11 protein-coding genes and 1 pseudogene are annotated in these 13667 nt (G+C 67.2%); 8 read left to right on the plus strand and 4 right to left on the minus strand.

What is annotated here, in order from left to right; genetic code table 11:
* Nucleotides 1–296: 296 nt before the first annotated feature.
* Genes B5F79_RS04110 through B5F79_RS04120 form a run of 3 tightly spaced genes read left to right on the plus strand, consistent with a single transcriptional unit; the run spans nucleotide 297 to nucleotide 2856 of the window.
* Nucleotides 297–947: a hypothetical protein gene (locus B5F79_RS04110; protein ID WP_143786240.1), complete on the plus strand. Its 651-nt coding sequence runs from the start codon at nucleotides 297–299 to the stop codon at nucleotides 945–947.
* Nucleotides 944–1894, plus strand: a complete 951-nt coding sequence (locus tag B5F79_RS04115; RefSeq protein WP_087217784.1) for a hypothetical protein — start codon at nucleotides 944–946, stop codon at nucleotides 1892–1894. The genes B5F79_RS04110 and B5F79_RS04115 overlap by 4 nt, the downstream gene beginning before the upstream one ends.
* Nucleotides 1891–2856, plus strand: a complete 966-nt coding sequence (locus tag B5F79_RS04120) for an NAD-dependent protein deacetylase (protein WP_087217786.1) — start codon at nucleotides 1891–1893, stop codon at nucleotides 2854–2856. The genes B5F79_RS04115 and B5F79_RS04120 overlap by 4 nt, the downstream gene beginning before the upstream one ends.
* A 503-nt stretch (nucleotides 2857–3359) precedes the next feature.
* Here B5F79_RS04120 and B5F79_RS04125 read toward each other — a convergent pair.
* The 4 genes from B5F79_RS04125 to B5F79_RS04145 all read right to left on the minus strand — a co-directional run bounded on the left by B5F79_RS04125 (nucleotide 3360) and on the right by B5F79_RS04145 (nucleotide 7650).
* Nucleotides 3360–4004, minus strand: a complete 645-nt coding sequence (locus tag B5F79_RS04125; protein WP_087217788.1) for a DedA family protein — start codon at nucleotides 4002–4004, stop codon at nucleotides 3360–3362.
* Between the two features lie 283 nt (nucleotides 4005–4287).
* Nucleotides 4288–5523 (minus strand): iron-containing alcohol dehydrogenase, encoded by a 1236-nt coding sequence (locus B5F79_RS04130; protein WP_087217790.1) that lies wholly within the window; start codon nucleotides 5521–5523, stop codon nucleotides 4288–4290.
* Nucleotides 5524–5618: 95 nt separating this feature from the next.
* Entirely contained in the window at nucleotides 5619–6077 is a 459-nt protein-coding gene (locus B5F79_RS04135; protein ID WP_087217792.1) for a type II toxin-antitoxin system HicB family antitoxin, read from the minus strand.
* Between the two features lie 301 nt (nucleotides 6078–6378).
* On the minus strand, nucleotides 6379–7650 hold the full coding sequence (locus tag B5F79_RS04145) for an IS1096 element passenger TnpR family protein (RefSeq protein WP_087217796.1): 1272 nt from the start codon (nucleotides 7648–7650) through the stop codon (nucleotides 6379–6381).
* 288 nt (nucleotides 7651–7938) lie between these two features.
* Here B5F79_RS04145 and B5F79_RS04150 point away from each other — a divergent pair, with 288 nt between their 5' ends.
* The 5 genes and pseudogenes from B5F79_RS04150 (at nucleotide 7939) to B5F79_RS04165 (ending at nucleotide 13556) form a co-directional block, all read left to right on the plus strand.
* Entirely contained in the window at nucleotides 7939–8133 is a 195-nt protein-coding gene (locus B5F79_RS04150) for a hypothetical protein (RefSeq protein WP_087217798.1), read from the plus strand.
* Between the two features lie 142 nt (nucleotides 8134–8275).
* Nucleotides 8276–8341 (plus strand): annotated as a pseudogene (locus tag B5F79_RS11315) (zinc-ribbon domain-containing protein); the annotation flags it as partial.
* Nucleotides 8342–8467: 126 nt separating this feature from the next.
* Nucleotides 8468–10384 carry an RsiV family protein gene (locus B5F79_RS04155; protein ID WP_241147247.1) on the plus strand — a complete coding sequence of 639 codons (1917 nt, stop codon included), beginning with the start codon at nucleotides 8468–8470 and terminating at the stop codon, nucleotides 10382–10384.
* 179 nt (nucleotides 10385–10563) lie between these two features.
* Nucleotides 10564–10887, plus strand: coding sequence for a metal-sensing transcriptional repressor (locus B5F79_RS04160; protein WP_087217802.1), 324 nt, complete (start codon nucleotides 10564–10566; stop codon nucleotides 10885–10887).
* A gap of 89 nt (nucleotides 10888–10976) precedes the next feature.
* Nucleotides 10977–13556, plus strand: a complete 2580-nt coding sequence (locus tag B5F79_RS04165) for a heavy metal translocating P-type ATPase (RefSeq protein WP_087217804.1) — start codon at nucleotides 10977–10979, stop codon at nucleotides 13554–13556.
* Nucleotides 13557–13667: the final 111 nt, after the last annotated feature.

Consider the following 13667-nt stretch of genomic DNA (forward strand, 5'->3'; position numbering starts at 1 on the left):
GCGGCGGTTCCCTCTCCGCCGCAGGGCCTCCCGCCTTGCGGAGAAGCGTCCGCTGCCCGTGCGCTGCGGGCATCCGATGTGGCGGGCTTGGCGAGACGTTTTGCTGTTATGGATAAAGTACCAGTTTGTAGGTTTATGGGCCGAGAAGAACTGGCGAGGTCTGCGCGCTGCTTCGCGATGCTGACGCCGTCATCATTGCCGCGAGCAATGGGCTTGACGTCGCCGACGGCTACAACCAGTTTTCCTGTGATCGGGAGTACCTGCGCGTCTTTGGCGACCTGCGACAGAGGTACGGCGTGGGAAGCATACTCATGGGCCTTGCGTCCACCTGGGCGAACGAATCGCATCGATGGGAGTTCCTCAAGAGGCTTATCACATATGGGTACCGCTGCTATGTGCCGTCGCCGGCCATGCGGGCGCTCGACAGGCTCACGGCGAGCGTTCCGCGCTTCGTGGTGACGTGCAACTGCAACGGTCGCTTCGAGCGCGCGGGCTTCTCGTCGGACGGCATCCTGGAGACCGAGGGCAGCTACGCGCGCCTGTGCTGCTCGGCCGGCTGCTCGGACGAGACGTACGACGCCCTTGCGTTTTTCGGAGCGTCTGATGTCCCCCGTTGTCCGCGCTGCGGGGCGGCGCTCGACGTTGCTGTTGACGACACGGGACGCATCTCCCGCCTCGAGCCCTTTCACTCGCAGGAAGCGAACCTCCGTGCGTTTCTCGCCAGGCACGCAGACGAGCGCGTCTGCGTTCTCGAGCTTGGCGTGGGCCAGCGCAATCAGGCGATCAAGGCGCCGCTCATGGCGTGGGCGGAGTCGGCTCCGCTCGCGAGCTATGTCGTGCTCAATAGAGAAGACCCCATTCTCCCGTCTCTTTCGTCCGAGCGTGTCGCCTCCGCGTGCGGTGACCTTGGAGAGGCCCTTGTTGCCCTGGCGGAAGGAGCGCGATGAGTCGCCTCATGGGGCTCTATGCCCAGCATCTTGGAGCCGAGCAGCGAAGCCCCTATGCAAGCAGGGGTGAGTACGAGGCTGCCGTCGCGCGCGCAGCCGAGCTTCTTGAGCGGGCGGACTACGTGGTTGCGGGCATCGGCTCGGGCATGTCGAGCGCGTGCGGGTACGACCACTATCACCCCATTAGGGACTTTGAGGAGGGCGGTCGCCTCGAGCGCTTCCGACGAGCCCACGGTTTCGAAACCCTCATGGACGGCTACTACCATCTCTACGCCTCGAACGAGGAGCGATGGGGCTTCATCGCGGCTTACGTCGACTACGTGGAGTCGGCTCCGGTTGGCCGACCATATCGCCAGCTCGCCGGGCTTCTCGCCAAGAAGGAGCACTTCGTGCTCACCACTAACGTGGACGGTCAGGTCCGTCGCGCTTTTGCTCCGGGGCGCACCTGGCTCTTCCAGGGTGACCTTGCGTTTCTGCAGTGCTCCCAGCCCTGCTGCGACGAGCTGTGGCCGGCAGACGGGTTTGTGCGGCGCGCCCTCGATGCCATGGGGGAGGGCCACGTCTCGGCGCCCTCCGAGCTTCTGCCGCGCTGTCCTCGCTGCGGTTGGCTCATGGCCCCCTGGGTGCGCGACGAGACGTTCCTCGAGGGGAGCCTCTGGCAGGAGCAGCGCAAGCGCTACGAGGCCTTTGTCGGGGAGGCCCTGGCGAGCGGCGGATGCGTGCTCTTTTTGGAGCTTGGCGTGGGAGGAATGACGCCTGGCGTGATAGAGCTGCCGTTCTGGGACATGACGGCACACAACGACAATGCGTTCTACCTGCGCGTCAACCTGGGGAAGATCGATGAGCCGCGTCAGCTGGGGGAGCGCTCGCTCACGGTGTGCGCAGACATCGCGGATGTGACGGACGGGATGTGCGCGCTTCTCGGCGTGCGGGAGGAGGAGCGATGACCCCGTATGAGCAGCTGGTTACGGCAACCCAGATGAACTTCGAGCGCTACCACGCCGCCTATGCGGCGGGCAGCGCACCCTACGAGCTCGCCGGCCCCGCGTCGCTCACGTACGACCAGCAGGTGCAGCGCCTGGTGCGCGAGATTGCGGAAGCTGACTGCGTGCTCGTGGGCGGCGCGTCCGGGCTCTCCGCTGCGGGCGGCGGCGACTTCTACTACGGCGACACGCCGTCCTTCCGAGAGCACTTCGGCAAGTTTGCCGAGAAGTACGGGGTGCGCGGCGCCTTCGACGGGAGCTTCCGCCGATGGGAGACGCCCGAGGAGAGGTGGGCGTACCTCTCCACGTTCCTTTACACCACGCAGACGGCACCAGTGCGCGCGCCGTATCTGGATCTTGACGCCCTTCTCGCGGGCAGGGAATTCTTCGTGCTCACCACCAACCAGGACACGCAGTTCGTGAAGCTCTACCCTGAAGGACGGGTCGCCCAGATTCAGGGAGACCACCGCTTCTTCCAGTGTGCGCGCTGCTGCGTGGACGACACCTGGGACGCCGTGGAGCCTGTGCGTCAGATGGTCGAGGCGCAGGGAGACGACACGCGCATCCCCACCGAGCTCATCCCGCGCTGCCCGCACTGCGGCGGCGAGGCCTTCCCGTGGGTGCGCGGCTACGGCAACTTCCTGCAGGGAGAGAGGTACGAAGAGCAGTACCGCAAGGTCTCCGACTGGCTGGCAGCGCATGCCGAGAGACGCCTGCTGCTCCTGGAGCTGGGAGTCGGCCGCATGACGCCGATGTTCATCCAGGAGCCGTTCTGGAACCTCACGCTGTCGCTTCCGCACGCGCGTTACGTGGCGGTGAACGACAAGCACGACCTGCTGCCCGCCCAGATTGCCGACAAGGGCATGGTCATCGTTGCCGACATCGCGCGCGTGCTGGCGGATGCACGTGCGATGACGGGCGCGTAGGGGGAATTGCCGCCCTACGCGTTCTTCTTGGCCTTGCCCTCGCGCAGTGCCGGATAGCTAGGCTGCGCTCTCTCTGAGCTTGGCCCCGGGTCGCGGAATGGCACGGCCCGGGGCCTTGCGTGCTCGCAGTCCGCATTGTTTGTCGGCGTTGTCTCATTTGGGGCTATGGCAGCAAATCGCGTCAGGGCGTTATCGAATCTCGGGTCATGGCAGCTGGAGGGGGAGGGCCTTCCTTATGCGGGGCTGCCATGACCAGAGATTCGACAACATGCGCGGAGCTCACGGCTGCCGCAGCTGTCAAATCCGCAACTTTCCGGCGCCCTTGCAGCCGTCATACGGAATCCTCGCCGCCATGGCTCGAATTATCGCAACGCGCTTTCGCCAAGAGCTGCCCTGGCCGCGATAAACGCAACGCCAGCGGCCCGCCGCACGAAGAAAGCCGAGAAGGACGTCTGACGGAGGCCCTTCTCGGCTGTTTGGTGTGGGACAGATGGGAGCGGCGGCTACGCGTCCTTCTCTTCCTTGCCCTCGCGCAGTGCCGGCAGGATGCGCTTGACCACCCAGAAGATCACCGCCACGATCACGATGGCGATGATCACGTACTTGACCACGTCGGAGACCCACTCGGCCTGCTCGGTGACGGTCTCCCAGGCGCTGCCGGCTGCGGCGCCGAGCGAGCAGAGGATGGTGTTCCACACGGTGGAGCCCAGTAGCGTGTAGAGGGAGAACTTGAGGACGTTCATCTTGGCGGTGCCGGCGGGGATGGAGATGAGGCTGCGCACCACGGGGATGCAGCGGCAGATGAGCACCGTGACCTGGCCCTTGCGGTCGAACCAGTCCACGGCGCTGGAGATGTCCTCGGGCTTGAAGCCCAGGAGGCGCATCGGGCGCGTGCCGAAGAAGGCCATGAGGCGCTCGCGCGAGAGGATGCGGCCCACGCCGTAGAGGATGTAGGCGCCGGTGACCGATCCGATGGTGGCGGCGATGATCACGCCCGGGAGCGTGAGGTCGGTCGTGGTGGTGAAGAAGCCCGAGAGCGGCAGGATGAGCTCGCTCGGGATGGGCGGAAAGACGTTCTCGAAGAAGATGAGGAACCAAACGCCGATGTAGCCGAACTGGCTGATGAGGTTGGTGAACAGGTCCTCCATGGGACTCCCTTGTCTCGGAGACACAACGTTCCTATTATCGCCGCGCCACCGCGCTGCGGGGGAAAATCAAGGATTGCACAGAAGTGGGGCGCGGGCCGGGCGGCCGGCGGGCCGAGCCCTGGGTGCGAGCGGACGGTTTTGGCGAGAAGAACGTCCGCGCGCACCCAGGACGCCGCTGGCAGCGGGGGTCTTGGGCGCACGCGGACGCCTCCGAACACGAAAACGTCCCGCCGCGCCCAGAGCCGGGCGCGGCGGGACGTCGTGACGTGCGGGCGGGACTTGCCTACAGGCAGGACTCGTAGATCGCGCGGGCGTCTTCCATCGTGAGGCGCTGGAGCTCCCCGAAGACGGCACCCTTGTTCTGCTCGAGGGTCCCCAGCAGCGCGGGGACGTCCTCCGCGGTGACCCCGAGCTCGCCGAGCGTGCACGGCATGCCCATGGAGACGAAGAAGGCCTGGAGCTCGTCGATCGTGGCGGCAACGGCGTCGGCGACGGCCTCCTCGGGCGTCACCTCCACGCCGTCGGCATCGGCGTCGACCGGCTCGATGCCAAAGACGTCGCGCCCGAAGGAGAGGAAGCGCTCGGGGGCGCTGTGCCACACGTAGCGCATCCAGGCGGGGAAGACCACGGCGAGACCGGCGCCGTGCGTGATCTGGGTGTGGTGCGCGGAGAGCTCGTGCTCGAGGCCGTGGCTCTCCCAGCCGCCCGCGCGCCCGCCGGGCTTGGTGTTGCGGCCGAGGCCGGCGATGTCGTTGTGCGCGAGGGCGCCCGCCCACATGATGTTGGCGCGCGCGTCGTAGTCCTCGGGGTTCGCGAGGGCGCGCGGGGCCTCCTCTATGAGGGAGCGAATGATGCCGCAGGCGATGTTGTCCGTCACGGGGACGGGGCCCACGCCGGAGAAGTAGCGCTCCATGATGTGGGCGATCATGTCCGTCACGCCGGCGGCCGTCTGGTACGCGGGCAGGGTGTAGGTGAGCTCCGGGTCCATGAAGGCGATCACGGGGCGGTGCAGCTCGCTCGAGAGGCCGCGCTTGAGGCTGAGCTCGTCGTTGGAGATGACTGCGGACGCGCTGGACTCGGAGCCGGCGGCGGGGATGGTGAGCACGCACGCCACGGGGAGCTTGCCCTCGGCAACGGGCTTCGCGGCGCCGGAGAAGAGGTCCCAGACGTCGCCCTCGTACGGAACCCCGAGCGCGATGGCCTTGGCGGTGTCGATGACCGAGCCCCCGCCCACGGCGAGCACGAGGTCGGCGCCGCAGGAGCGCGCGAGCTCGACGCCCTCGCGCACGAGGCCGACCTCCGGGTTGGGGCGCACGCCGGAGAGCTCCGTGTGGGCGATGCCCTCGGCGTCGAGCGTGGCCGTCACGCGGGCGAGCGTGCCGGTGCGGACGACGGAGCCCTGGCCGTAGACGACGAGCGCGTGGCGGTACCCGTCCGCGGCGAGCTCGGAGCCCACGCGGTCCGTGACGCCGCGCCCAAAGACGAAGCGGGTGGGTAGCTGGAACAAGAAGTCGTTCATGGTGGTCCTTTCGACGGTTGCCGAGAAGAGCTTACCGCGTCGAGGGCCGGACGGACGTCACTTTCGAGCTCTGGGGTGGGCGACGGGGGCCATTGTCAGCCCAGGGCGGTGCTCCTGGCGGGCCTGCCGGCGGGATGGGGCGTGTTGAACCGCTCGATGACGTCGGAGGCCGAGATCATCCTGGCATTGCCGCTCTTGACGCTTCGAAGCTTTCCTGCGGCGACGAGCGCGTGGATGCGGGCTCGGGTAACCCCGAGAACGTCTGCCGCCTCCTGAACGGACATGGTCTCGTCGAAGATGCTACCGGGTTCGGCGAGCGTCAGGATGCCCACCGTCATGCCTCCCGCGGGGCATTCGCCGCTGAACCCGCCCCTTTCGGGGACGTTTTTTCCCTCGGCAAGAAGCGTCGAGATGCGCAGCGCCAGCGCGTCCTGAGCCATGTAGGCGGCGTCCGCGACGTCCTCTCCCTGTGTGACGATACCAAGGCTCGGGACGCGCGCCTCCCAGCCCTTCTCGCGGGGCTCAAGGATCGCCTCGTAGAAGTATCTTCCCATGTCAGCCTCCTTCGCGCCGAGTTCCTTGGACCTTTCTCCTGATGTCTTGCTCGACTCCGGAAGAGAGGTCTCCGCGATGCCGGGGGACCATGACCCTGTCTCCCCAGGGCATGGTGAACTCGTCGTGCTCCCTGTCGTGACCGGTGAAGACGCCCCCGCGCGCTCTGATGAGCTTCACGGCAGAGCGGTATATCAGGGGCATCGCGCCCCGCCTCCCCGTCGCTCTGATTCATGGTACCGCACCTTTCATAAATATGACTCGTGGATATAATTTCAAGGGCACGGGGGACGAGCGTGTGCGCTAGATCGGGATGCCGTCGTAGTCCGCGTAGTCTTCGTAGTCCTCTTCATCCGGATCCCCGCAGCCCTCGTAGCCGTCGAAGCGGCTGAGGTCGTCGTCGGGGTCCGCCTCCGGAGGCTCGGGCCCGTTCTTCTCGGCCTGTCCGTCGAGCACGGTCTGCCAGCGGACGCGGTCGTCCTCGAACTCGGAGAGCCGCTCGCGCGCCACCTCTATGTTGAAGGGGAAGAAGCCGGTCGCATCCGCCCGGGAGAGCGCCCGGATGACGTTGCGGCTGCTGCCATAGAGCTCGTTCTCGAAGGCGTCGAACCCCTCCACGCCCACGACCCACTCCGGCGGCGCGTCGCCCACGCCGTCGACGAGCTGCGGTCCCATGCCGGAGACTCCCTCGTGTACCTCGAGCACCGTGACGAGGACCTCCCAGGGCGTGCCGTCGCCGTAGCTGTACGTTGCCTCCTGCGTCCTGGGGAAGACCTCGCCCAGGCGAAGCTCCGACGCTCGCCTCTCAACGAACTTCTTCCTGCGGGTCTTGGGCAGGGGGATGGCGCCGAATGCGCCCCGCTCGCCAATGAGCAGGTTGCCCCTGCTGTTTGAGAGCAGGAACCCAAACGGCCTGAGGTCCCTCCAGCAGAGGCAGCGCTGGATTATGAGGTGCAGGTCGAGGAAGGTGAGGCCCGCGGGCACGAGGACCTTTCTCCAGCAGGTCCGGTCGCGCTCGCCCGAGGGCGAGTACCCGTAGTAGTTGCTGAAGTGATATCGCTGCGGCGTCCCCTTGCCAAGCTTGAGCTCGAGGCGCATGAGAAGCGACCGGGCGTCCTGCGTGTCGCGGTGATAGGAGGCGGGAGGGTCAGGGAGCGCGGTGGGCAAGAAGGACGGGCGCGGCTCCGGGCTCAGCCGCCCGGACTCCCTCACCGCTGCCACGAACTCCGACATGGTGAGAGGGCCCGCCCCCGCGGCGGCCTCGTCGGCGAAGAGCCTCGGCCAGGCGCACCTGATCTCGTCGTGGGAGGCGCCCACGGACGGTCCCAGCGCGAGCTGGAGATATTTGAGCGCCCCCATGGCCTCCCGCTCCCCCTCGGCGGTGATGCTGAGGTGGTTGCCCGCGTCCGAGTACTCGACCAGCCCGTAGCTGCGCAGCGTCGCGAGGACGCCCTCGTCAAGCGATCGCGTGGACTGGCACGCGCCGTGGCGGGCCGCCTCCTGGTCCAGGTTCAGGTAGGCGACTACCAGCGTGAAGAGGCAGTTGAGAAACTGGTTGAGGTCTTGGTGCTGCATGGCGGCTCCTTCTCTCGGCGACTGCGGTGAGGCGAGCCTACCCGTTGGGAGCCGGCGTTGTCTGCCCGCTGGCGTACACGGGGCTGCCGCCGCAGGCAGGTGCGTGACGATGTGGTGATGGTTGAGAGATGTATCGGCGGGCGGTCGCGGTGGGGCCGCGGGCGAGCGGCTGGCGCCCCAAGGCGAACGGGGGCGTTCGCTCCGCGCACAAAGCTGTCAGAGCGCTTACCTGGCGCTGACGCGCGCGACGTAGCGTGGTGATAGGTAAATGAGATGCGGAGGTGTGCCATGCTCGAGCGCGTGATCGGTTCCGAGGCCTCGTACCTCAGGAGGCTCGGTGCGCTGAGCGCCCTTCTCTGTGGGGCGTGTGCCCTTATCGGCGTCGTGCTCGCGATTGCCCAGCCCTGCGCGTCCAACCTTGCCGCCACGGCCCTTGCGGCGCTGATCGCCCTTGCCGGGGCGTTGGTCGCCAGGCGCTCGTAGCTGCCGCCCCTCAAGCCTGCACTCGTTCTTCTCGCCGTACGAATCGCGGCGCCTGCGTAAATGCCGCCTCTCTCGCTTCTTCTGTCTGGGAGAATCGTCTGTGACGGCCCGCGCCTGATGGGCCTGCGTGCGAGGAGCCATCATGTTCTGTCCAAGCTGTGGTTCACCGGTTGAAGATGACGCGCGGTTCTGCACCTCATGCGGGGCAGACCTTGCTGTCCCGTCGCCTGCTCCTCCATCCTTGGAGTCCATTCCTCCGGCCCCGTCGCCCGCTCCTCCCGCCTCGGCGCAGGGTGGAGGAGCTCCGCGGCAGGGGGGCGTCCGCTGGCAGATCGTGGCAATCGCGCTCTCGCTGGTGGTCATCATTGTGGCGGGTGCGGGCATCGCCATGCGACTTTTGGGAGGGGAAGACGGCTCGTCCTCGCCCACGTGCGTGTTTGGGGCGCGTGAGTCCGTGAGCGTCTCGCGTGTGACGCGCATCGTGCCCGCCGCATCCGAGGCCAATCCGCTGCAGAACTACGTTGTGTGCGTGCGTGAGGCTACTGGTCTGGATGGCCGGGCCATCGACGTCTCGGGCATTCCCCGGCTCGACGTCGAGGGCGAGACCGGCTTCTCCATGGCTGACTTTGGGGAGATCGCCGAGGGGATCTATGAGGTGACGGTTACTCCTGACGACGGCGCTCCGCAGTTCATCCCTCCAGTCAGCGTCGTCGACGGGGAGCCTGGGGGCGACGCCGGCGGGGAGGCGAGCGGGGGAGATTCCGATGCGGTAGAGCTTCCTGAGGAAATCATCGTGGTGCCGCCCGATCATTCAGAAGGCTCCGGGCATGATCTTTCCGTTCCGATGCGCCTGGGGCGCTACGGCGCCTACCTCGACAAGGTGAGGGAGCTTCAGCTGGTGCACGGGGAGGTGAGCGTGGTCACCACCTCCGATGGAGGGGACGTGTGGCTCTCGGGTCTCTGCTACGTTGGCCTGGTCGACTTTGGCGACGGCGCCGAGCGTCTTGTCGTGGCATACGGCGATTCCGAACTGGTGAGCAGGCACCCCTATCTTGACGAGTCCTATGCAGTCGAGGTGTGGGGCTATGACGTGGAAAGTGATGAGGCCGTTCTCGAATGGTCTGGAAAGCCGAGCTACACCAACGGAGGGTATGCCCACCTCTCCTTCTGGTATCCCGTGGACGGGACGGGGCCGTATCTCGTCCAGGAGTCTCCTGACAGCAGCTTTGTGGTCACGGGTGTTTCCGAGGATGGCGCGTTTGGGGTGGCGTACGAGCTTGCGCAGACCTTCTCAGATCCGACGGACGCCCTCACCCTGGTCAATACGGTCAACGGAGAGGCGGTCGAAGGTGCAGCGTTCTCCCGGATCATGACCGAGCTTGGCTTTGATGCTGCGACGCGCGTTTTTCTCATGACGTCCTCGTTTGATGGTTCCATGGGGGATCCGTCGGACGTTGCGGGCATCACGCAGGAGACTGTCGCCCTTCTTGAGAGCCTGGCGGGAGACATCGTTGACGCTGCCTTGAGGGAGGACGGGGACCGGACCGGCGAGGCGGAGGAGCCCGTCAACCCCGCGACGCTCACGTATGCGGGGGAGGAGGTCACCGAGGTCGTGAGCGTTCCCGCTTATAACAACGCGGACCTGGCGCCCATGGACCCGATTGAGCGGACGTGGGGCTACCTGGTCTTCTCCGCAAGTGGGGAGGGGTCTGCGGTAGACAGGGTCAACGCGCGACTCAAGGGTGACTTTGACGAGGAGCTCGCCGCAACGCTCGCATGGACGTATGGCTCCGCAGAGCCCGAGTGCCTCCGGCAGCGTTCCTCACTTGACTACCTTGCTGGCTCGGTTGCTGGTTATCGCATCTATCGCAACGTCACGCTGTGGGGCGCCCATGGCAACTCTGAGACCGAGGGGTACGTCATCGACCTCGCGACGGGCGAGGAGCTGGAGCCCTGGGAGGCGCTCGGAGTTGATCGCTCGGAGCTCGACGAGGCCGCAGCGGGCCTTTTGCGGGACTACGTGCTCTCCACGGAGGGCGCCCTTTATGACGAGGGGACCATCGGGAACACTCCTGAGGAGTTCCTCGCGGGAGACCACTACATGCTCACGGAAGACGGAATTACCCTCTATCTGGGCGATTACGACTTCTTCGCGTATGCCGCGGGACACCACGAGATTTTGGTCTGGCCGACGGGCGAGAAGGCGGCTGGGACGGACGTCACGGCGGCCTACGCGTTTCCGTATGAGTGATGGTGACGTCATCTCTACTACAGATGCTCCGCTGGGTTCTGTGCACTTGAAGAGATGGTCTCCGTCCCGTGTCTGGGCTGTTTGAGCTTCTTCTCGGGGCACGGTTTGACGCGTACCCCCACGGGGTATATAGTCGAGACAAGAAACCCCTAGGGGGTATCAAGCAAAAGGAGTCTCGAATGGACGAGAAGAACCTCGACACCGTCGCCTGTCCCCGCTGCGGCTCGCTCAAGCACACGCCGCGCTCGCCCGAGCTCAAGGCTGACGTCACGCGCCGTATCAACCGTGCCGTGGGGCAGCTGAACGGCATCAGGGCGATGGTGGAGGAGGACCGCTACTGCGGAGACGTCCTCACGCAGCTCGCGGCGGTGGAGTCCGCCGTGAAGGCCATCTCGCGCGAGGTCATGCGCGACCACCTGGAGACCTGCGTCGTCGAGCGCATCCAGGCGGGCGACACCGAGGTGACCGACGAGGTCATGGACCTCTTCCGCAAGTTCATGTGACCTGTGAATTGGGGACAGTCCCCAATTCACATAAAACTTTTCTGCAAATTGGGGACTGTCCCCAACTTGCAGAACCCGGGAGGGCAGCGATGAGGGAGACGTTTGACATCACGGGCATGACCTGCGCGGCGTGCTCGGCGCGCGTGCAGAAGGCGGCGGGCGGCGTGCCCGGCGTCGCCTGCGCCAACGTGAACCTGCTCAAGAACTCGATGGAGCTCGACTACGACGGCTCCCCGGAGACCGCGGCAGCCGTGGTGGAGGCCATAGAGGAGTCCGGCTACGGGGCCTCGCGCCGCGCCCGCACGGGCGAGAAGGGCGCCGTGCCGGCAGAGCGCCCCGGCGCCGCGGCGGAGCGGGCCATCCGCGAGAAGCGCAACCAGCTCATCGTCTCCGCGATCTTCTCGGTCCCGCTCTTCTACGTGGCCATGGGCCCTATGTTCGGCTGGCCGCAGCCGGCCGCGCTCGCGGGCGCGGCCAATCTCGTGGCCCTTGGCCTCACGCAGCTCCTGCTCTGCGCGCCGATTCTCTTTGTGAACCGCCACTACTTCATCACCGGCTTCAGGACGCTGGCGCATCGCGCGCCCAACATGGACTCGCTCATCGCGCTGGGCTCCGCCGCCTCGGCGGCCTGGAGCGTCGCGCAGCTCTATCGCATGGCGTGGGCGGTGGGCGCAGGCGACATGACCACGCTCCACGACGCGGCACACAGCCTCTACTTCGACTCCGCTGGCATGATTCTCACCCTCATCACGCTGGGCAAGTTCTTCGAGGCCCGCGCCAAGGGCCGCACCACGGACGCCATCGCCGCCCTCATGGACCTCGCGCCCAAGACCGCCACGGTCGTGCGCGACGGCGGGGAGACGGAGGTCCCCACCGAGGACGTTCGCGTGGGGGAGCGCGTGATCGTGCGCGCCGGCGAGTCCGTGCCGGTTGACGGCGTGGTGCTGGAGGGCGCGGCCGCGGTGGACGAGTCTGCCATCACGGGCGAGCCCGTGCCGAGGGAGGTGGTCCCGGGAGACCGCGTGACCGGTGCCACCGTCTCCATGCGCGGCTGGTTTGCGATGGAGGCGCGCGCCGTTGGCGACGACACCACGCTCGCGGGAATCATCCGCCTCGTGGACGAGGCCACGAGCTCCAAGGCCCCCATCGAGCGCATGGCGGACAGGATCGCCGGCGTCTTCGTGCCCGTGGTCATCGCCATTGCGGCGGTGACGTTCGTGGCGTGGCTCGCGCTCGCGGGAGACGTGGCCACGGCGCTCACGCACGCCATCTCCATCCTCGTGATTTCCTGCCCGTGCGCGCTCGGCCTCGCCACGCCCACCGCCATCATGGTGGGCACCGGCCGCGGCGCCGCCAACGGCATCCTCATCAAGTCCGCCGAGGCGCTCGAGACCGCCTGCAACGTGGATGCCGTGGTTCTGGACAAGACCGGCACGGTGACCGCCGGAGCCCCGCGGGTGACGGACGTGCGCCTCGTCGAGGGCGTTGCCGAGAAGGACCTCCTGCGCGCGGCCGCTGCGCTGGAGCGCAAGAGCGAGCACCCTCTGGCCGGCGCCATCTGCGCCTATGCCGACGAGCGCTTCCCCGGCGCGGACGCCGGCGCCGCCGTGGCGGACTTCGAGCAGGTTCCGGGCGGCGGGCTCTCCGCCCTCGTGGGCGGCGCGCCCGCTCTCGCCGGCAACGCCCGCCTCATGGAGGCGCGCGGCGTGGGGCTCGGCTCCCTCGCGGACGAGGCGGCCGCCCTCGCGGACGACGGTAAGACCCCGCTGTTCTTCTCGGCCGGCGGGCGGGCCCTGGGCATGATCGCGGTGGCGGACCCCGTGAAGCCCACGAGCGCCCAGGCGATCGCGCGCCTGCGTGCGATGGGCGCGCGCACCGTCCTTCTCACCGGCGACCAGGAGCGCACAGCTGCCGCCGTGGCCCGTCGGGTGGGCGTGGACGAGGTCATCGCCGGCGTGCTGCCCGCGCAGAAGGAGGCCAAGGTGCGCGAGCTCCAGGAGGCGGGGCACGTGGTCGCCATGGTGGGCGACGGCATCAACGACGCCCCGGCGCTCGCGCGCGCGGACGTGGGTATCGCCATCGGCGCCGGCACGGACGTGGCCATCTCCTCGGCCGACGTGGTGCTCATGCACTCCGACCCGGCTGACGTTGCCACCGCGATGGAGCTCTCCCGCGCCACGATGCGCAACATCAAGCAGAATCTCTTCTGGGCGCTCTTCTACAACGCCATCTGCATTCCCGTGGCCGCGGGCGCGCTCTCGCCCTGGGGCGTCACGCTCAACCCGATGATCGGGGCGGCTGCCATGGGCTTCTCGTCTGTCTTCGTGGTGTCCAACGCGCTGCGCCTGCGCACCTGGAAGCCGGCCGAGCGGCCCGAGTCAACGGCAACGCCGGTTGCGGAGGTGTCCGTGACCGTCGAGGACGTGCCGGTCCCGGCACGAGACGAGAGAGAGGAACCAACCATGACCAAGACCCTGAACGTCACCGGCATGATGTGCCAGCACTGCGTCGCGCACGTGAAGAAGGCCCTCGAGGGCGTCGAGGGCGTGAGCTCGGTGAACGTGGACCTCGAGGCGGGCACCGCAACCGTGGAGGCTGCCGAGGGCGTGGCCGACGACGCCCTCGTGGCCGCCGTCGTCGACGCCGGCTACGAGGCCTCGGTGGCGTAGCCGCGCGAACCGTGCCGGGTGCCCTTCGCGTCTCGGCAGCGAGTCAAGGATCATCGAGAAAGAGCTTCTGCCAACAATCCGGCCCGATCGGCCGCGAAAAGTGGCAGAGGC

Origin of the sequence: Olsenella sp. An285, from assembly GCF_002159625.1 — a bacterium.
Taxonomy (GTDB): domain Bacteria; phylum Actinomycetota; class Coriobacteriia; order Coriobacteriales; family Atopobiaceae; genus Thermophilibacter; species Thermophilibacter avicola.

Coding starts and splice junctions, on each gene's coding strand:
- B5F79_RS04165 (WP_087217804.1), top strand. CDS start 10,977: ATGAGGGAGACGTTTGACATCACGGGCATGACCTGCGCGGCGTGCTCG.
- B5F79_RS04120 (WP_087217786.1), top strand. CDS start 1,891: ATGACCCCGTATGAGCAGCTGGTTACGGCAACCCAGATGAACTTCGAG.
- B5F79_RS04125 (WP_087217788.1), bottom strand. CDS start 4,004: ATGGAGGACCTGTTCACCAACCTCATCAGCCAGTTCGGCTACATCGGC.
- B5F79_RS04135 (WP_087217792.1), bottom strand. CDS start 6,077: ATGGGAAGATACTTCTACGAGGCGATCCTTGAGCCCCGCGAGAAGGGC.
- B5F79_RS04130 (WP_087217790.1), bottom strand. CDS start 5,523: ATGAACGACTTCTTGTTCCAGCTACCCACCCGCTTCGTCTTTGGGCGC.
- B5F79_RS04150 (WP_087217798.1), top strand. CDS start 7,939: ATGCTCGAGCGCGTGATCGGTTCCGAGGCCTCGTACCTCAGGAGGCTC.
- B5F79_RS04160 (WP_087217802.1), top strand. CDS start 10,564: ATGGACGAGAAGAACCTCGACACCGTCGCCTGTCCCCGCTGCGGCTCG.
- B5F79_RS04145 (WP_087217796.1), bottom strand. CDS start 7,650: ATGCAGCACCAAGACCTCAACCAGTTTCTCAACTGCCTCTTCACGCTG.
- B5F79_RS04115 (WP_087217784.1), top strand. CDS start 944: ATGAGTCGCCTCATGGGGCTCTATGCCCAGCATCTTGGAGCCGAGCAG.